Source organism: Streptomyces lasiicapitis, assembly GCF_014646335.1.
Lineage (GTDB): Bacteria > Actinomycetota > Actinomycetes > Streptomycetales > Streptomycetaceae > Streptomyces > Streptomyces lasiicapitis.
On sequence record NZ_BMNG01000001.1, the window covers coordinates 768287 to 787122 of the forward strand.

The 18836-nt window shown below is 69.9% G+C and carries 16 protein-coding genes; 8 read left to right on the plus strand and 8 right to left on the minus strand.

The genetic code is table 11. The features are described from left to right. Nucleotides 1-493: 493 nt before the first annotated feature. Nucleotides 494-2065 carry an alpha/beta hydrolase gene (locus IEY91_RS03425; protein WP_189172729.1) on the plus strand — a complete coding sequence of 524 codons (1572 nt, stop codon included), beginning with the start codon at nucleotides 494-496 and terminating at the stop codon, nucleotides 2063-2065. A gap of 21 nt (nucleotides 2066-2086) precedes the next feature. Here IEY91_RS03425 and IEY91_RS03430 read toward each other — a convergent pair whose 3' ends face one another. Continuing rightward, the gene (locus tag IEY91_RS03430) at nucleotides 2087-2716 is read right to left on the minus strand and encodes a hypothetical protein (protein WP_189172730.1); all 630 of its coding nucleotides are present in this window, start codon (nucleotides 2714-2716) and stop codon (nucleotides 2087-2089) included. Nucleotides 2717-3490: 774 nt separating this feature from the next. Between IEY91_RS03430 and IEY91_RS03435 the strand changes: the two genes are divergently transcribed. Further along, nucleotides 3491-4366 (plus strand): hypothetical protein, encoded by an 876-nt coding sequence (locus IEY91_RS03435; RefSeq protein ID WP_229696664.1) that lies wholly within the window; start codon nucleotides 3491-3493, stop codon nucleotides 4364-4366. A 13-nt stretch (nucleotides 4367-4379) separates the two neighbouring features. On the opposite strand, the gene IEY91_RS03440 is transcribed toward IEY91_RS03435, so the two are convergent. Together IEY91_RS03440 and IEY91_RS03445 are read right to left on the minus strand one after the other, a co-directional pair. After that, on the minus strand, nucleotides 4380-5570 hold the full coding sequence (locus IEY91_RS03440; RefSeq protein ID WP_189172731.1) for a glutathionylspermidine synthase family protein: 1191 nt from the start codon (nucleotides 5568-5570) through the stop codon (nucleotides 4380-4382). 18 nt (nucleotides 5571-5588) lie between these two features. Continuing rightward, a complete protein-coding gene (locus IEY91_RS03445; protein WP_164328261.1) occupies nucleotides 5589-5933 on the minus strand; it encodes a hypothetical protein in 345 nt (114 codons plus the stop codon). A gap of 200 nt (nucleotides 5934-6133) precedes the next feature. Between IEY91_RS03445 and IEY91_RS03450 the strand changes: the two genes are divergently transcribed. Then, a complete protein-coding gene (locus IEY91_RS03450) occupies nucleotides 6134-6958 on the plus strand; it encodes a DMT family protein (protein ID WP_189172816.1) in 825 nt (274 codons plus the stop codon). A 73-nt stretch (nucleotides 6959-7031) separates the two neighbouring features. Here the strand turns inward: IEY91_RS03450 and pdxR are convergent, their stop codons facing one another. After that, on the minus strand, nucleotides 7032-8444 hold the full coding sequence (gene pdxR, locus IEY91_RS03455) for a MocR-like pyridoxine biosynthesis transcription factor PdxR (RefSeq protein WP_189172732.1): 1413 nt from the start codon (nucleotides 8442-8444) through the stop codon (nucleotides 7032-7034). 47 nt (nucleotides 8445-8491) lie between these two features. Here pdxR and IEY91_RS03460 point away from each other — a divergent pair, with 47 nt between their 5' ends. From IEY91_RS03460 to IEY91_RS03480, 5 genes are all read left to right on the plus strand, one after another. Continuing rightward, entirely contained in the window at nucleotides 8492-9019 is a 528-nt protein-coding gene (locus IEY91_RS03460) for a carboxymuconolactone decarboxylase family protein (RefSeq protein WP_164321511.1), read from the plus strand. A gap of 49 nt (nucleotides 9020-9068) precedes the next feature. Further along, nucleotides 9069-9527: a carboxymuconolactone decarboxylase family protein gene (locus IEY91_RS03465; protein ID WP_189172733.1), complete on the plus strand. Its 459-nt coding sequence runs from the start codon at nucleotides 9069-9071 to the stop codon at nucleotides 9525-9527. Next, nucleotides 9524-10261: an isocitrate lyase/PEP mutase family protein gene (locus IEY91_RS03470; RefSeq protein WP_189172734.1), complete on the plus strand. Its 738-nt coding sequence runs from the start codon at nucleotides 9524-9526 to the stop codon at nucleotides 10259-10261. Before IEY91_RS03465 ends, IEY91_RS03470 begins: the two co-directional genes overlap by 4 nt. A 181-nt stretch (nucleotides 10262-10442) precedes the next feature. Further along, complete coding sequence (locus tag IEY91_RS03475) at nucleotides 10443-11660, plus strand: phosphatidylserine decarboxylase (protein WP_189172735.1); 1218 nt, start codon at nucleotides 10443-10445, stop codon at nucleotides 11658-11660. A 3-nt stretch (nucleotides 11661-11663) separates the two neighbouring features. After that, nucleotides 11664-13028 carry a S10 family serine carboxypeptidase-like protein gene (locus IEY91_RS03480; protein WP_189172736.1) on the plus strand — a complete coding sequence of 455 codons (1365 nt, stop codon included), beginning with the start codon at nucleotides 11664-11666 and terminating at the stop codon, nucleotides 13026-13028. Nucleotides 13029-13153: 125 nt separating this feature from the next. Here IEY91_RS03480 and IEY91_RS03485 read toward each other — a convergent pair whose 3' ends face one another. Genes IEY91_RS03485 through IEY91_RS03500 form a run of 4 tightly spaced genes read right to left on the minus strand, consistent with a single transcriptional unit; the run spans nucleotide 13154 to nucleotide 18796 of the window. Further along, entirely contained in the window at nucleotides 13154-14119 is a 966-nt protein-coding gene (locus IEY91_RS03485) for an ABC transporter substrate-binding protein (RefSeq protein WP_164321521.1), read from the minus strand. A gap of 2 nt (nucleotides 14120-14121) precedes the next feature. Then, the gene (locus tag IEY91_RS03490) at nucleotides 14122-16089 is read right to left on the minus strand and encodes an ABC transporter permease (protein ID WP_164321523.1); all 1968 of its coding nucleotides are present in this window, start codon (nucleotides 16087-16089) and stop codon (nucleotides 14122-14124) included. Then, on the minus strand, nucleotides 16089-17240 hold the full coding sequence (locus tag IEY91_RS03495) for a quaternary amine ABC transporter ATP-binding protein (RefSeq protein ID WP_189172737.1): 1152 nt from the start codon (nucleotides 17238-17240) through the stop codon (nucleotides 16089-16091). The genes IEY91_RS03490 and IEY91_RS03495 overlap by 1 nt, the downstream gene beginning before the upstream one ends. Next, nucleotides 17237-18796 carry a GMC family oxidoreductase gene (locus IEY91_RS03500; protein ID WP_189172738.1) on the minus strand — a complete coding sequence of 520 codons (1560 nt, stop codon included), beginning with the start codon at nucleotides 18794-18796 and terminating at the stop codon, nucleotides 17237-17239. The genes IEY91_RS03495 and IEY91_RS03500 overlap by 4 nt, the downstream gene beginning before the upstream one ends. Between the last annotated feature and the right edge of the window lie 40 nt (nucleotides 18797-18836).

An 18836-nucleotide genomic window follows, 5' to 3' on the forward strand; every position in this document is an offset into this window, starting at 1 on the left:
TCCTCGCGCCCACCTCCTCTCCTCGCCCCCTCCCCCTCTCCTCGCCCCCCTCCTCTCCGCGCCCCCTACTCCCCCCTCCCCCGGCGAATCAGGCGAACCCCCACCCAGCGACTCCGTTGGGCCACAGCCCAGCCCGCCCGCACCCAGTCAGTGCCGGGCGGCACCCGGCAATGAAGCCGTCCGCCTCCACCGGACCCCTGCCCGCCGCCTCACCCCGGGGCCGCCCGGACTTACGTCAACTCGCGCTGTAGGGGCGGTAGTCAAGGGTGGAGCGAAGCGGAATCGGCGAAGCCGACGCCCGAAGGGCGCCCTTGACTTCCGTCCCGGAAGCGCCACTCTGCTTACCTCCGGGCGGCCTCGCTCACACGGACTCGTCCTCAGGTCACCGCCCTGCGGGAGTGCGCGGGCGCGGCCGCAGGTGTGGCTTTCTCCAGCCGTATTGCGGGGGCCGCCCGGAGTGCGTACGAAGGACCGTGCTTCTAGCGTTTTGTGCATGAAACTCACCCTGTGCACGGCGGTGTTCACGGCGGTGGCGGTGACGGGGACAGCGGCCCTCGCCACCCCGGCGGCCCTCGCCACCCCGGCGGCCACCGCCGCCCCCGCGGCCACCGCGGCCACCGCGTCCGGCGGCCTCGGCCGCTACTACGACCAGCGCCTCGACTGGCGCAGCTGTGTCCTCGGTCCGGACGACGAAGGGGGAAAGTACCTGGAGAAGGAGGGCGCGCGCTGCGCGAACGTGACGGTTCCGCTCGACTACTCCGACCCCGGCGGTCGTACGATCGAAGTCGCGATCTCGCGGATCAAGGGCAGCGACACCCGACGCCACGTGGGTCCCATGCTGCTCAACTACGGCGGGCCGGGGGACGCCACGCTCTACCTTCCGCCTGCCATCCGGGACGCGATGAAGGGTGTCGCCGGGCGCTACGACCTCATCGGCATGGACCCGCGCTTCGTGGGCCGCAGCACCGGGCTGGACTGCGGGTGGCCCGTCAGCACGTACGTACTGTCCGCCGGGCTCAGCCGGGCAAGCTTCGAGCGGCAAGTCGGCCTGCACAAGCGGCTCGCGGACGCCTGCCGGGACACGAACGCCGACGTGCTGCCGCATGTCACGACGCGCAACACGGCGCGCGACATGGACGTCATCCGGGGCGCCCTCGGTGCGCCGAAGCTGTCGTATCTCGGGTACTCGTACGGCACGTACCTCGGCACCGTCTACACACAGATGTTCCCGCGCCGCTACGACCGCATGGTCCTCGACAGCGCGCTCGACGCACCGCGCTACCAGCCCCGGCTCATGCGGGGCGCCGAGCCCGAGAACGAGCGGGCGCTCGCCGACTGGGCCGTGTGGGCGGCGAAGCGGGACGGGACGTACGGACTCGGCCGGACGCCCGCCCAGGTCCTCGCCACGATCGACCGGATCGTGGCGAAGTCCGCGGGCGGGCTCACGCTGGGCACGGCCGCCAATGCGTACCGCATCGACGACACCCACGTGCCGCTGCTGCTCCTCAACGGCAACGCCGACGACACCGACGCGGGCCGGGCCGACCTGGCCGACACGGTCTCCGTGCTGGCGAAGGCCGCGGCCGGGAAGCCGACCCGGCTGACCGAGAGCCTCACCGCGACACTGCGGGTCGCGACGACCGGCGCCGAGTCCGCGTACGGCAGCGCGCAGATGGCGATCCTCTGCGGGGACGTGGCCGTCCCGCGCGACCCCGAGTACTACTGGCGCGACATCCAGGCGAGCCGCAGGGAACACCCCGTCTTCGGGCCGCTCGCCAACAACATCAACCCTTGCGCCTTCTGGGAGCGGCCCCGGGAGCGGCCGACGGAGGTGCGGCGGGATGCTCGGGCGTTGATCGTGGCCGCCACCGGGGATCCGCGTACTCCGTATGTCGGGAGCGTGGCGCTGCGGCACCGGCTGCCCGGCTCCCGGCTGCTCACCCTCAAGGGTGCCAACCGGCACGGGCTCTACGCCGAGTACGGGAACGCCTGCGTGGACGGGAAGGTGAACGCCTACCTGGCCACAGGCAGGCTGCCTGCCAAAGACTCGACCTGCGTGAAGTGAGCTACCAGCTCTTCAAGTGGGTTACTTCACAGCCCACTTGAGGGGCTCCTTGTAGTAACCCTGCGAGTACGTCACCGACTTGACCTTCTCGGTGGCGGGAATCAGGTACGGCTCGCACAGCGTGCGCTCCTCGCCCTTCTTCCAGATGTCCTCGCTGCTGATCTCCTTCTTGCCGGTGTCGAGGCAGTCGGCGGGCTGGCTGGAGAGGCTGCCGATGAGGATGAACTTCGTGGCGGGGGCGCCCGCGCCGGTCTCCGCGTTCACCTCGCTCATCACCATGGGGCCCTTGATCGAGGCCGCGCCCGCGACGTGCTTGGCCTTCACGTAGATCCAGGCGATCTTCTTGCCCGCATACTTCTTGTCGTCGCCCAGTTCCTTCAGGTCCGCCGGCTTGCCCTCGGTGACCTTCGTCGGCGTGAGGGAGAACTTCGCGGTCTTCTTGTACCTTGTGATTTCTTGGTCGGGGCCGGGCTGGCCGAGCTTGAGGTTCTTGGGGGCCTCGGTGGCTTCGTTGTTCGCGCCCGACCCACCGGACTTGCCGCTCTTCTTGCCGGAACCGCCGCCGCACGCGGCGAGGGAGGCGGTGGTGATCACGGCGACGGCCACGAGGCCGAGCCTCCGACGGTACTGCGATGCGCGCTGAGTGCTCATGTGCTTCCTGTGTTCCCTGTCGTACTGATCCATCTGGTCGATGCGACCGCCTATCGTGCCCTGCCCGGTTCCGCGCCCGCGCGCCGGGGGAAATTCGTGCCCGCGCGCAGGGTGAATTTCGCGCCGGGGATATGGGCAGCCCCCGCTACCGGTGCCATTCTTCGCTCACGCACTGTGAGGACGTTCCGGTGTGAGGGGGAACGCATGCGTGTACGCCGAGGTGTTGGGTCCGGGGGCGGCGGAGCCGTGTCGGCGGCCGTCCTGGTGGTGGTGCTGGGGCTCGGGGGTGCGGCCTGCGGGCATTCGGGCGGGGCCGGGGGTGGGACGCCGGGGCGACCCGGTGGGTCTTCCGGGCCGGGGGCGGTGCCTTCGCCGAGCGCTTCCGGTGAGTCCGCGGGCCCGTCCGCGGGGTCGACCGGTGCGGGGGACAGCGGCGGTGGGGGCGGTGACCCCGGGGTGCCGCCGGTGCAGGCGCCGCCTACGGATACGGGGCCGATCGATGTGCCCGGACCCGGGGTCAGCGGCTCGACTCCGGCGCACCCGCCGGGGTGCACCCTGTTCCCGTCCCCGGGGACCGACGAGGATCCGTGTCGGCGTACGCCGGAGTCGGTCGAACCGGAGAGCAGCAGTCCTGCGCCGGTGCTCTCGCCCTCGCCCTCTTCCGAGGGGAACTGAGCGGGGGTGGGCGCCGGACCACCGAGGTCGAGCGGTACGCCTCGCTCACCGCGGGCGCGGCCCCAGGCGGCCGCCGCCCGGCGCGGGCGGCGCACCCGCGTGCCGAGGCCACGCCCGGCGCCCCCAACTGCCGCCCCCGACCCCGCCGGCGGCAGCCCCGCCGAACTCCTCAACTCCGTAGTCGGAGCAGCCTCGTTCGTCAGCGCCCTCATGCTCTACGCCGGCTACATCTACACCAACGCCTACTACGGCTACTTCCACCTCGACAGCTTCGCCGTCGGCTTCGACACCTTCGAGCTCGTCATCCGCAGCCTGAACCTCGCCGCCCTGTCCGCCATAGAAGTCCTCATCCTGACCCTCCTGATCCCGCACCTCCCCCGGCTGCTGAGCGCCCTGCACGTCCCCGCGCGCCACGTGCGCCGACTGCACGGGGTCGGAGGCACGGTGGCGCGGGCCCACGTCTGGTTCGTCGCCGCCGGAGCGTCCTTGCTGCTGCTGTGGCGGTGGATACAGCCGTACGCCTGGACGGCCCCGCTGCTCGTCGCGACCGGGCTCCTGCTCGGCTGGTCACGCGCCGCCGCTCCCGCGGGCATCGCGGGCCCGCCCGGGTGGTGGCGCGCCGCCTCGCTCGTGGCCGGGGGCCTCTGCCTGGTCTGGGTCGTGGCCCTGGTGGCCGGTGACCGCGGCCGCCACGACGCGCACCACGACGCCGAGCGACTCGTACGCCGGGTCGCCGTGGTCGTCCTCACCACCGACCGCCTCAGCTTCGCCCCGCCCGGACCGAAGGTGGAGGACCTGGGCCGCGGCACCCACTACCGCTACCGGTACAGCGGCCTGCGGCTGCTCGTCGAACGCGATCAGCGGTACTACGTACTGCCGTTGGGGTGGAAGAAGAGCACCGACCCGACGTACGTCATCAAGGACGACGACGACGTACGGATCGAACTCCACCCCGGCACGCAGCCGCGCCTCTAGGTGTCCGGGTGGGTCAGAGGATCACGTGCGGCAGGAAGCGGGCATACTCGTCCGTGACGAGGCCGGACGACTCGCGTATGCCCAGGCCCGCCGCCTCGCCCTCGACGACCCAGGCGCCGAGGACGACGCGGTTGCCGTCGAAGTCGGTGAGGGGGGCCAACTCCTGGTAGCAGTGGGGGTCTTGGGGCAGGTCCGCCGGGCTGCTGCCGGGCTCGTGGATGGTCACGCCCGCGCCTTCCCGACCGAGGAGGGGCTTGGCGACGTATCCGGTAGTGGTCGCGAGGTCGCGCGGACCGTCCACGTACGAAGGCAACAGATTCGGGTGGCCGGGGTACAGCTCCCAAAGCACCGCGAGCAGCGCCTTGTTGGAGAGCAGCATCTTCCAGGCGGGCTCGATCCAGAGCGTCGTACCCGTGCCGCCGCCGTTGTCGAGGGTCTCCAGGACGTGCGGGGCGAAGCGGTCCGTGGTGAGCCACTCCCAGGGGTAGAGCTTGAAGCAGGAGCGGATGAAGCGGAGCTTCTTGTCGACGAAGCGGCGGGAGAGGCGGTCCCAGCCGATGTCCTCCACGGAGATGGCGTCCGTGGCGAGTCCGGCCTGCTCGGCGGTCTCGCGCAGGTACGCGACGGTCATCAGGTCCTCGCCGAGCTCGTCGCCGGCGGAGTGCGCGAAGTAGAGCGGGCTGCCGGGCGGGAGGAGGTGGGCCTGCTTCTTCCAGGCGTCGACGAGGCGCTCGTGGAGGGAGTTCCACTGGTCGGCGCCGGGGAAGCGGTCCTCCATCCAGAACCATTGGGGACTGGCGGCCTCGACGAGGGAGGTGGGGGTGTCGGCGTTGTACTCGAGCAGCTTGGCGGGGCTGCCGCTGCCGTCGTACCGCAGGTCGAACCTGCCGTACAGGGACGGCAGTTCGTCCCGTCGCCGCCAGGCCTCCGCCACGAGGGATGCGAGGCGTGGCTCTGTGATGCCGAGGTCGGCGAGGCGGCCTTCTCGGACGATGTGGTCGGCCGCCGTCAGGCACATGGCGTGCAGTTCCTCGACGACGTCTTCCAGGGCCTCCACCTCCGGGAGGCTGAAGACGTAGTACGCGGACTCGTCCCAGTAGGGGCGCAGAGTCCCGTCCGGGTGGCGGGTCAGGGGGTAGATGAGCCCCTGCTCCTCGACGGTCTGCTGCCAGCCGGGGCGGGGGGTGAGGGTGCGGCGCTCCACGGTCCTTCGACCTCGTCCTCAGCCGCCGCCGGAGCCCGATCCCGAGCAGCCGAAGCCGTCGCGATCGACGGCTTCGCTGCGGCTGAAGGTGCCGTCGTCGGCGTAGCGGCCGTCGACGTCGGGGTCGTAGTACCAGGCGGCGGAGGCGCGGGGGGAGGTGCCTGTTCCGGTGCTGGTGCCGGTGCATTGCTGGTCGCTGACGACCTTGTACCCGGTGAGCAGGTCGTAACTGTCACGGTCCACGCAGCGCTTGTCGGGCTCGGAGCCGCAGGAGGTGAGGGCGGCGGCGAGGACGCCCATGGAGCCGAGGGCCACCGTGCTGGAGCGCAGCCGTCGCCGCCGCGGTCGCTTCTCGTCGGCCATGCCCGTGCCACTCACTGTGCCGCTCCCCCGTACGTACCGAACCACTGAACCGTGCCGACACGCACTGAACCGCTGAACCGTGCCGACACGCGCTGAACCGCTGAACCGTGTCGACGACGCAGGCTAGATGACCGCCGCCACAGCCCCGCCAACGGGTCCCGCACCACCCCCTCCTCTACTGTCCTTTCGTGTCTCTTGGGATGTTTTGCGCGCTGGGTTCGGCGGTCTGCTTCGGTACGGCGTCGGTGTTGCAGGCGGTGGCGGCGCGCTCGACCGCGCCGGGTACGGGTTCCGGGGTGGATCCGGCGCTGCTGTGGCGGGCGGTGCGGCAGTGGCGGTACGTGGCCGGTCTGGCCCTGGACGGCCTGGGCTTCGTGCTCCAGATCATGGCACTGCGCTCCATCCCCATCTACGCGGTGGGCGCGGCCCTCGCGGCCTCCCTCGCCGTGACGGCGGTGGTGGCGGCGCGGCTGCTGCGGGTGCGGTTGAGCGGGTGGGAGTGGGGGGCCGTGGGGGTGGTGTGCGCGGGGCTTGCGATGCTCGGGCTTGCCTCGGGCGAGGAGGGGCACGGGACCGGTTCGACCACTCTCCGATACGTGATGCTGGGGGTGGCCGTGGCCGTCCTGGCCGTCGGCGCCGTCGCCGGCCGACTTCCGGACCGGGGGCGGGCGTTGGCCCTGGGCCTGGGCGCGGGCTGCGGCTTCGGTGTGGTGGAGGTCGCGGTCCGCCTGATCGACGACGTCTCGCCGGCCGCGCTGGCCACCAACCCGGCGACGTACGCCCTCCTCGTCGGCGGAGGCGCCGCCTTCCTCCTCCTCACCTCCGCCCTCCAACGCGGCTCGGTCACGGCCGCCACCGCGGGCATGGTCATCGGCGAAACAATCGGCCCCGCCCTGGTAGGCGTCATCTACCTCGGCGACCGCACCCGAGAGGGCCTGACCTGGCTGGCCGTCCTGGGCTTCGGGGTGGCGGTGGCAGGCGCCCTGGCCCTGGCCCGCTTCGGCGAAGCCCCGACGGAGCCGTAGACCTTCCGTCCCGGAAGCGCCACTCTGCTTACCTCCGGGCGGCCTCGTTCACGTTTCGGGACGGGGGCACTGGTTAGGGCAGGGCTCTGCACAGGGCTTCTAGGGCTGCCGTCCATGCGTGGTCCGGGGGTGTGCCGTAGCCGACGACGAGGGCGTCTACGGGTGGGGGCGTTGCCTCGGGGTGGCGGAAGGTGGAGAGGCCCTGGAGGGCCAGGTGTTGCCAGTGGGCTGCCTGGACCACTGTTTGTTCGGTGCCGGGTGGGAGGCGGACCACGGCGTGCAGACCGGCTGCGATGCCGGTGACGCGGATTTCGGGCGCGCGGTCGGCGAGGGCGGCGACGAGCTGGTCGCGTCGGCGACGGTAGCGCAGGCGGGCCGCGCGGACGTGGCGGTCGTACGCACCGGACGTCATGAACTCCGCGAGGGTCACTTGGTCGAGTGCGCTGCTGGCCACGCCGACCGCGAACTTGAGTTCCGCCACCTCCAGGGCCAGGGCGGTGGGCAGCACCATCCAGGCGAGGCGCAGGCCGGGGGCGAGGGATTTGCTGGCGGTGCCGAGATAGATCACGCGGTCGGGGTCCAGGCCCTGGAGCGCGCCTACGGGCTGGCGGTCGTAGCGGAACTCGCCGTCGTAGTCGTCCTCCAGGATCAGGCCGTCCGTGCGACGCGCCCAGTCGACGGCCGCCGCCCGCCGGTCGGGGTGCAGCGGCACGCCCATCGGGAACTGGTGCGCGGGGGTCATCAGGACTGCTCTGTGGGACGTCAAGCCGTCTGTTCGGGTGCCCTGGTCGTCGAAGGGCAGGGGGACCGTGCGCAGGCCCGTGCGGGCCAGGCGCTCCCAGTGGAGGTCCAGGCCGTACGACTCCACGGCGATGCGGCGCAGGCCGCGGTCGGAGAGCAGTTGGCCCAGGAGTGTGAGGGCGTGGGCGAAGCCCGGGACGACGATGATGCGGTCGGGGTCCGCGTGGACGCCCCGGGCGCGCGAGAGGTACGCGGCGAGCGCGGTGCGCAGCTCCACACGGCCCCGCGGATCGCCGTACGCCATGACGTCGTCGGGCGCGGCCGCCAGCGCGCGGCGGGCCGCCTTCAGCCACTCCGCCCGCGGGAACGACGCCACGTCGGGAGCGCCCGCCATCAGGTCGTACGCCGGTGCGCCGCCCGTCCGCCGCGGGCGCGCGGGGGCCACGGGGCGCGGCACGTCCCGCTCGGCGACCCGTGTGCCCGAACCCTGGCGCGCGGTCAGCCAGCCCTCCGCGACCAGATCCGCGTACGCGTCGGCGACCGTGTTGCGGGCGATGCCCAGGTCGGTGGCGAGGGAGCGGGAGGAGGGGAGGCGCGTGCCGGGGGCCAGGCGGCCGCCTCGGACCGCCTCGCGCAGGGCGTCGGTGAGGCCCTTGCGTACGCCGGAGTGGGGGGTTCCGGGCGCTGCGGCGGCCGGGGTCTCCAGGTGCAGGTCCACCCCCAAAGTGGCCCAGGATTCTTCCATGGGAATGGACCATACCTCTGGGCTAATCGCGCCGTAGCGTCGTACCCATGACGACGAACACCGAGAGCAACCACTCCCACGACGCGCGGCTGCCCGAGCACACGCCCCGGCTCAACATGGCCGAGCTCGTGCCGGACGCGTACAAGGCCATGATCCGGTTCGCCACCGCGGCCAAGAAGGGTGTCGACCCGGTCATCTTCGAGCTGGTCCAGATCCGCGCCTCGCAGATCAACCACTGCGCGTTCTGCGTCGACATGCACACCAAGGACGCGCTCGCCGCGGGCGAGAGCGTCGAGCGGATCGTGCAGCTCAGCGCATGGGAGGAGTCCAAGCACTTCTACACGGCCAAGGAGATCGCGGCCATCGAGCTGACCGAGGCCGTCACCGTCCTCACGGACGGGTTCGTGCCGGACGCGGTGTGGGAGAGGGCCGCCAAGGAGTTCGACGAGAAGGAGCTCGCTCATCTCGTCGCCGCGATCACCCTGATCAATGGGTGGAATCGGATCTCCGTCACCACTCGGATGGTTCCGGGGCACTACACGCCGGGGTCCACCGCCCATCGGCCCGCCAACTGACCCCCGGCAACAGAAGCAGTCAACTCGGTTCAGCAGAAAGGTACTTGTGATGAGCAGCAGCAAGCGCGGCGCCAAGGTCAGCCTCGACGTCATGCAGGGTCTGATGGCCGCGGGCCAGGCCGCCTCCAAGGGCTTGGACGTCCGCCTCAAGCATCTGCTCGAGATCCGCGCCTCACAGATCAACCACTGTGCGTACTGCATCGACATGCACATCAAGGACGCGAAGCTCGCCGGCGAGACGGATGAGCGGATCTACTTCCTCAACGCCTGGGAGGAAGCCGCCAGTCACTACTCCGAGAAGGAGCAGGCCGCTCTGGCCCTGACGGAGGCGATCACCGTCCTCACGGACGGGTTCGTGCCCGACGAGGTGTACGAGCGGGCGGCCAAGCACTTCGACGAGCGTGAGCTCGGACAGCTCATCTCGACCATCACCCTCATCAACGCCTGGAACCGCATCAACGTCAGCATCCGGAACCCGCCCACCTACAAGCCCGGCGAGCACGCGTGACGGGCGGCGGTGTCGAGGCGTTCCGTGCGTTGCACCACGGGCGGGCCGCGGGCGATCCGCTGATTCTGCCCGGGCCCTGGGACGTCGCCAGCGCGCGGGTCTTCGAGGACGCGGGGTTCGCCGCGCTCGCCACGCCCAGCGCGGGGATCGCGGCTTCGCTCGGGTACGCGGACGGGGCTGTGCCGCCGCGGGAGATGTTCGCGGCGGTGGGGCGGATCGCGGGGGGTGTGTCCGTGCCCGTCAGCGCGGATGTCGAGGACGGGTACGGTCTTCCGGCCCGGGAGTTGGTGGACCGGCTGTTCGACGCCGGGGTCGTCGGGTGCAACCTGGAGGACTCCTGGGGCGGCAAGGCCGAACGGAGCGGGACGCTCAAGGAGGCTTCCGCGCAGGCGGACTATCTCGCGGAGGTGCGGGCCGTCGCCGGGGCGGAGCTGTTCATCAACGCGCGCGTCGACACGTACGTACGCGGGGTCGCGGACCTGGAGGAGACGGTCAGGCGGGCTCGCCTGTACGTCGAGGCGGGGGCGGACTGTGTGTACGTCATCCTCGCCCCGGCCGACGTTCTGCCCGCGTTGCGGGACGGTATCGAGGGGCCGCTCAACGCCATCGCCATACCTGGCGGGCCCTCCCCCAAGGAGCTTGGTGAACTGGGTGCCACGCGCATCACCTTCGGGCCGGGGTTGCAACGACAGGCCATGGCGGCGCTGAAGGGCATCGCGTCGGACCTGGGGTAGGCCTACAAGGCCTACAAGGTCCACCAGGTCCACCAGGTCCACCAGGCCCATCGGACCCGCACTGGCTTGTTCCGCCCGTGCGGGTCTCAGCCATCACACACCCAGACCTCCTTTCACGGCGGCCCGGATCCGGATAAGCCTTGTCCGGCATGCCAGGGCCGAACGCGGAAGGAGACAGGAAATGACGCAGGGGTACGAACCTTTCTCAAAGTCCCTCGACGAGTTTCTCGACCGGATCAGGAACTGGTACGAGAAGGACGAGAAAGAGTTCAAGAAGGGCTACGACGCGGCGATCCACGGCATCAAGCCGTACCCGGACGGCACACCGGACGGCGTGAAGTACGACTGGAAGAAGCCGGGAATCGAGACTCTGTGCCGGTTCTTCAGGGAGTGGTACGGCTGGGAGTCGGGGGTCCACAACGGCCTCGACTACATAGAGAAGTTCAGCTGGATCAGCTACGAGAACGAGCCTGGCCGGAACTTCGTCATCTCCGGCCTGGGGCGCTACATGACCGCCGACTTCACGAATCTGCAAGGCATGCAGATGGACGGGAAGCTGGACGGCGACAAGTGGCACGAGGTCATCGGGAAGTGGATCGACGAGCTCGGCCCGAAGCGTATGGACGAGTACAAGGTCGAGAACTGGAAGACCTTCAACGAGTTCTTCGTCCGGGAGATCAAGGACGGCCGGCGGCCGGTCGACGCCAAGGACGACATCGGCGTCGTGGTCGCTCCGGCCGACTGCGTCATCAACATGGTCGTCGACAACCTGACCGCGAAGACTCGGATCAACGTCAAGACGGTGACCTTGAGCGTCGACGAGCTGCTCCACGGTTCCGAGTACGCCCGCCATTTCGACGGCGGGACCGCGGTGTCGTGCGTCCTGATGCCCGACAGCTACCACTGGTACCACGCACCGGTGGCGGGTGAGGTGGTGGAATCCTGCGAGGACGTCGAGGGCGCGTACTACGGGTTCCGGAACTTCCCCGACCTGCTGGACAAGGGGGACGTCGGATACGGCTACGACTACTCGGACTTCGAGAAGTTCCGCCGGGGATACCTCATCCTCAAGACGCAGTACTTGAACGCGTCGGGAGGACCGGACGGCGAAGGGTACGTCGGCATGGTGCCCGTCGGCCTCAACTCGATCGCCTCCGTGAACTTCCTGGACAAGTTCAAGTCCCCGCTCCAGCGGCCGGTCACGGTGGAAAAGGGCGAGCGGATAGGGAACTTCAAGTACGGCGGCTCCCTGAACATCCTGCTGTTCGAGAAGGACCGGTTCCCCGCGGTGCAATTGCTCCAGGGGCAGCGCATCGGCGTCCTGGAGCAGACGGAACGTACCGCCAAACTGTTCCGCGGCTCCTACCGCACCCGGTCCCGGCGAACGAACGGAAGGTGAGCCATGTCGGACCCGGACCTTGTCGCCTCGATCCCGGCGAACGTCCTCAACACCCAGAGCATCGACTTAAGTTCCGGCGACACCAAGAAAGCGCGCTCCTACGCCGGGCACGTACACATCGACAGCACGGAGCATCCGCACGCCAAGGACCACCTGTTCTACTGGTTCTTCGAGAGCCAGACCTGCGACCCGCACGTCGAGGCCGCCGACCAGCAGGAGCTGATCAGCCGGACACCACTCCTTATCTGGCTCAACGGCGGACCCGGCGCCTCCTCGCTCCTCGGCCTCTTCCTGGAGAACGGGCCGCTGTCCATCGGCGACGACGCCGCCGGGACGATATCGGTGACCCCCAACTCCTGGAACCAGGAGGCGCACGTCGTCTTCTGGGACCAGCCCATCGGCACCGGATACAGCTACTCCGACACCGAGGAGTACGTCGGCAGCGAGCGGGCCCTCAGCCAGATGTTCTGGAAGGCCCTGCGGGAGTTCTTCCACCTGCATCCGGAGTACGAGGAATGCCCGCTGTACGTCTGCGGCGAGAGCTACGCCGGCAAGTACGTGCCGGCCATCGCCCTGGAGATCGACCGGCAGAACGGCCGGGTCCCGGAGGACGAACGCGTCAACCTGAAGGGCATCGCCGTCGGCAACGGCTGGATCAAGCCCGAGCTGTCGCTCCGCGTCCTGATCGACTACGCCTACACGACCGGGTTCCTCGGCATCGGCCAGAAGGACTCCCTGGACAGGGACTACGCCGATTTCCAGGACGCCCTCAGGAAGCAGGACATGGAGGAGGCCACCAGGCTCGGCAATGACCTGGTGGCCGCGGTCCAGGCGTACGGAGGGAACTTCGACGTCTACGACGTCCGGCGCTGGGACGATCTGCCCATGGGGGCGCTGAGCGCCTATCTGAACAGCGCGGCCGTGAAGAACGCGCTGCACGTGCCCGAGAACGTCGCGTGGCAGAGCGCCGACGACCACGGCCCGGTGGCCGAGGCGCTGGTGCGGGACAACATGGCGGACGGCTCCTGGCGGTACGCCGAGATCGTCGACAAGGGCTACAAGACCCTGCTCTACACCGGGAACTTCGACACCGCCTGCGGCTACCGGAGCACGGAGGAGATCCTCGACGACCTCATGCGGCAGAAGGGCCGCGATCAGCACGCGCAGTGGCGTGCCGCGCCCCGGCTGATCTGGACCCAGGCACAGGGCGACCCGAAGGGATTCGTCCGCGGCCTCAGGAACCTGACGCAGGTCGGCGTGCCCGACTCCGGCCACCAGGTGCCCGCGTTCCAGCCCGGGATCTGCCGGGAGATGCTCTACAACTGGCTCTTCGACCGCCCGTTCGCGGGCCGTGTGCCGGTGAAGTAGCGCACCCCGGACCCCTGCTCCTCAAACGCCGGACGGGCTATTCATAGCCCGTCCGGCGTTTGAGGACGAGGCGCGGAGCGCCGACGGGGGGTCCGGGGGCGGAGCCCCCGGTCTTTGAGTGCGGGCTACTTCGGGAGCCACGTCCTCCACGTGGCCCTGTTCGCGTCGACCCACTTCTTCGCCGCGTCCTCCGGCGACATCTTCTGGTCCGCGATCATGAGGGAGACCTCGTTCTGGTCGGCCTCGGTCCACTTGAAGTTCTTCAGGAACTGGGCCGCCTTGCCGCCGTTCTTGGCGAAGTCGGCGTTGAGGAACTTCTGGAGGGGGGTGTGCGGGTAGGCGCACTTGATCTTGACGGGGTCGGCGTCGCAGCCCTCCTTGTAGGCGGGGAGCTTCACCTCCGTCATGGGGACCTTCTTGAACAGCCACTGCGGCTTGTACCAGTAGGTCAGGAACGGCTTCTGCTGCTTGGCGAACTGTTCGATCTGGGTGATCTGCGCGGCCTCGGAGCCCGCGAAGACGACCTTGTAGTCCAGGCCGAGGTTCTCGACGAGGGCCTTGTCGTTGGTGACGTAGGACGGGGAGCCGTCCATGAGCTGGCCCTTGCCGCCGCTCTCCGGCGTACGGAAGTCCTTCGCGTACTTGTTGAGGTTCTTCCAGTCGGTGACGTCGGGGTGCTTCTTGGCGAAGTACGTGGGGACGTACCAGCCGATGTGGCCGGTCACGCCGATGTCGCCGCCGGGCGTGATGGTCTTCTTGTCCTTGATGTAGCGCTGTTCCTGGTCCGGGTGGCCCCAGTCCTCCATGATCGCGTCGACGCGGCCCTGGCTGAGGGCGTCCCAGGCGGGGATCTCGTCGATCTGGACCTTGTCGACGCGGTAGCCGAGCTCGTTCTTGAGCAGGTACTCGGCCACGGCGACATCGGCCTGCGCGCCCACCCAGGACTGCACGGACAGCGTCACGGTCTTGGCGCCCGCCGCGTTGGCGTACGGCGACGCCTGCTTGGACATGTCGGCCTTGCCGCAGCCGGAGAGGGCGACGAGGGCGCCGAGTCCCGCCAGCGCGGCGGTCACGCGTGTACGTGTACGCATGGTCAGGCTCCCTTCTTCGCGCGGCGTTCCGTCGGCTGCGTCACGCGGTCGAGCATGAGGCCGAGGCAGACGATGGCGACACCGCCGACCAGGCCGGTGGCCAGGTCGCCGCGGGCCAGACCGGCGAGGACGTCGTAGCCGAGGCCGCCACCGCCGACCAGGCCGCCGATGACGACGACGGCGAGGACGAGCACGACGCCCTGGTTGAGGGCGAGCATCAGCGCGGGGCGTGCCAGCGGGAGCTGGACCTGGCGCAGCTGCTGCCAGTTGGTGGCGCCGAGGGACCGTGAGGACTCCATCGCGGCGGGGTTCACCTGGCGCAGGCCCTGCGTGGTGATGCGGATGACGGCGGGCAGCGCGTACACGACGGCCGCGGCGACGGCGGGGGCACGGCCCACGCCGAACAGGGCGACCACCGGGATCAGGTACACGAACTGCGGCATCGTCTGGAAGACGTCCAGGACGGGCCGGAGCAGGGCTTCGAGGCGTCGGCTGCGCGAGGCCGCGATGCCGATCGCGAAGCCGAGGACGACGGTCACGGCCACGCCCGCGAGGACCTGGGAGAGGGTGTCGAGCGACGCGTTCCACACGCCCATGACGCCGATCGCCGCCATCGCGAGGACGGCGGTGAGCGCCGTCTGCCAGGTGCCGATCACCCAGGCGAGGGCCGCCACGATAAGCAGCACCGACCACCAGGGCAGGCCCTGCAGGCCGTCGCGCACCGGGTCGAGTACGTACGTCGTGAAGTGCGCGGCCCAGTCCGCCGTACCGCCGACCACGGGCACGCCCGTGTACAGGTGGTCGACCATCCAGTCCTTGGCGGTGTTCACGGGCTCGGCGATCTGCACGACCCAGCTCGTGGGCCACTCCAGGCGGTCCGCGAACCTGGCCGCGAGGGCGCAGGCCAGGGTCACGGCGGCGGCGATCGACCAGCCGCGCCAGCCGCGCAGCGGCGAGGTGTCCTCGGCGTGCGCGCCGAGGCGTTCGCCCGCCGCGCCGGTGACGCGGTCGAGGACGACGGCGAGCAGCACGATGGGGATGCCGGCGGCGAGGGCCTGGCCGACGTCGACGGTGGAGAGCGCCTGGTAGACGCGGTCACCGAGGCCGCCCGCGCCGATCACGGACGCGATGACGGCCATGGAGAGCGCCATCATGATGGTCTGGTTGAGGCCGAGGAGGAGTTCCTTGCGGGCCAGCGGCAGGCGCGCGGACAGCAGGCGCTGGCGCGCGGTCGCGCCGAGCGATGCCACCGCCTCCATCACGCCGCCGTCGGCGCCGCGCAGCCCGAGGGCCGTGAGGCGGGCCATCGGCGGGGCCGAGTACACGACCGTCGCGAGGACGGCCGCGGGCACGCCGATGCCGAAGACGAGCACGACGGGCAGGAGGTACGCGAAGGCCGGGAGCACCTGCATGGTGTCAAGGACCGGGCGCATCAGGCGGAAGATCCGGTCGTTGAGGCCCGCGGCGAGGCCGAGCAGCATGCCGAGGATCACCGAGGAGAGCACAGCGACGACCATCAGCGCGAGCGTCTGCATCGTCGGCACCCACATGCCGAGCAGTCCGCAGACGGCGAAGGCCGCGGTGGCCAGGGCGGCGAGCTTCAGGCCCGCGACGCGCCAGGCGATCGCGCCCGCGGCGACGGTGACGCCCGCCCAGCCCGCGGCGAGCAGCACCAGGTAGACGCCGCGCACGGACAGCACGATGGCGTTGGAGATGTGCCCGAAGAAGTAGGTGAACAGCCAGTGGCTGTCGCGGTTGTCGATGATCCAGTCGCTGGCCTTGGTGAGCGGCTCGGTCAGGTCGACGGTGAGCGCGTCCGGCCAGGCGCCGGAGGCCCACTTGGCGTTGAGGATCGGTACGGCGACGGCCGCGACGACGGCGAGCAGCAGGAGCTTGACGACGGCGCGGCGGCGCAGCAGGGCGCCGATCCCGGTATCTCGCAGGGGTCCGGAGGCGGTGGCGGTGGCCATCAGGAAGCCACCTCGCCGGTTACCTCTTTACGTATCCCGGAAGCAGCCTTCGCGGGTGCCCGCGTGCCGCCCTTGGGCGCCACGCCCGCGACCACGCCGATCAGCTGCTCGTGGTCCACGACGCCCAGGCACCGGCCGCCGTCCATCACGCGCGCCGGGAACCCGGTGCGGGCGACGGCCTCGATGGCCTCGGACACGGTCGCGTCGGGCGCGATCGCCGGGCCCTTGGTGTCCTCGTCCGCGTCGGAGTCGACGGGACGCATGGCGCTGCGGCAGGTCATGACCTGCTCGCGCGGCACGTCCCGGACGAAGTCGCGTACGTAGTCGTCGGCGGGCGAGCCCACGATCTCCTCGGGCGTGCCGAGCTGGACGACGCGGCCGTCGCGCATCAGCGCGATGCGGTCGCCGAGCTTCAGGGCCTCGCTGAGGTCGTGCGTGATGAAGACCATGGTGCGGCCCTCTTCGCGGTGCAGGCGGACGACCTCCTCCTGCATGTCGCGGCGGATCAGCGGGTCGAGGGCGCTGAACGGCTCGTCGAAGAGCAGGACCTCGGGGTCGACGGCGAGGGCGCGGGCGAGGCCGACGCGCTGCTGCTGGCCGCCGGAGAGCTGGCCGGGCTTGCGCTGCTCCAGGCCTTCGAGGCCGACCTTCTCGATGACCTTCATGGCCTTCTCGCGGCGCTCGGCGCGCGCGACGCCCTGGATCTCCAGGCCGTACGCGACGTTGTCGAGGACCGTGCGGTGCGGGAGCAGGCCGAAGTGCTGGAAGACCATGGACGCGCGGTGGCGGCGCAGTTCGCGCAGCCGGTTCTTGTCCATGGCGAGGACGTCCTCGCCGTCGATCTCGATCGCGCCGGACGTCGGCTCGATGAGGCGGGTCAGACAGCGCACGAGCGTGGACTTGCCGGAGCCCGACAGGCCCATGACGACGAAGACCTCGCCCTTCTTCACCTCGAAGGACACATCGCGCACGGCGGCCGTGCAGCCGGTGCGCTCCCGCAGCTCGACGGGGTCGAGGGAGGTCAGCTCGCTGTCACCGGGGACGCGCTCGGCCTTGGGGCCGAACACCTTCCACAGGTTGTCGACGGCGAAGACGACGTCCGTGGACGCGTCGGTCGCGGTGGCGGTGGCGGTAGTGGCGGACTCGCTCATCGGCCGTCACCTCCCTGGATATCGGCTTCAAGGATCTCGGCACATTTCTCCCCGACCATGAGCACTCCGATCATCGGGTTCACGGCGGGCATCGTCGGGAAGACGGATGCGTCCGCGATACGGATTCCTGCCATGCCCCGGATCTTCAACTCCGGGTCGACCACCGCGAGTTCATCACCGGAAGCACCCATTCGGCAGGTGCCTGCGGGGTGGTAGACGGTGTGCGCGGCCTTGCGTACGAGCTCACTGATCTCGGCGTCGTCGGTGACCTCGGGGCCGGGGAACACCTCGCGCTTGAGCCACTTCTTGAACGGCTCGGCCTGCGCGACCTTCCGCGCCAGCTTGATGCCGTCGACGAGGGTCTGCCCGTCGTAGTCCACGCCGTTCTCGTCGTACGCGAAGTACTTGAAGTCGAGGGACGGCTTGACCTCGGGGTCCGCGGACGTGAGGTAAAGGCGGCCGCGGGCGCGGGACTTGGGGATGTTCGGGGTCATCGACACACCGTGCTCGGGGCGTTCGTAGCCGAGCCGCTCCGGGTTGTCGGTGAACGGGATCTGGTAGAAGTGGAACATCAGGTCCGGGCCCTTGTGGTCCGGGTCCCGCTTCACGAACAGGCCCGCGTCGGAGTCCATCGCGGAGTTGCCGGGGATCGGCCCGTTGGTCTCCCAGACGATGACCGACTCCGGGTGGTCGATGAGGTTCTCGCCGACGCCCGGCAGGTCGTGCACGACCGGGATGCCGAGGGCCTGAAGGTCCTTCGCCGGGCCGATGCCCGAGTGCATCAGGAGGCGGGGGGTGTCGACTGCACCCGCGCACACCAGTACCTCGCGGCGGGCGCTCAGCAGCTTCTCGGCGCCGTCCTTGGTGCGTACGTGCACACCGCGCGCGGTCTTGCCGTCGAGCTCAAGCTTGTACGCCCACGTCTCCAGGAAGAGGTGGAGGTTCGGGCGGTCGCCGGCCTCCATGTGGGGGTGCAGATAGGCGACGGACGCCGACGAGCGCTTGTTGTTCTCCGGGTGGTACGCGAGGTCGAAGAAGCCGACGCCCTCGTCGAAGGGCTTGTCGTTGAAGCCGACGACCTCGGGCACGCCGAGCGCGGTCTTCGTGGCCTCGACCCAGTCGGTCGCGATCTGGTTCTGGTCCTTCTTGGCGACGCGTACGACGTTGTTGCGCAGCTTGCCGTAGTAGGGGTCCATCGCCTTGGCGTTCCAGCCGGTGGCCCCGGCCGCCTCCCACTCGTCCCAGTCGGACGGCAGCGGCTTGAAGGAGATCAGGGTGTTGTGCGAGGAGCAGCCGCCCAGGACCTTGGCGCGGCTGTGCAGGATGTGCGAGTTGCCGCGGGGCTGCTCGGTGGTGGTGTAGCCGTAGTCGAGCTCGCCGCCGAGCAGGCCGAGCCAGCGGCGCAGCGTCAGGACGTCGTCGCGGTCGATGTCGCTGGGGCCGCCCTCGATGACGGCGACGGTGACGTCCGGGTTCTCGGTGAGCCGGGACGCGATCACGGACCCTGCGGTGCCGCCGCCGACGATGACGTAGTCGTACTCGTTCGTTTCAGCCATGGGGGAACTGCTCCTCTTCCTGCGAGGTCGTACAAGGTGC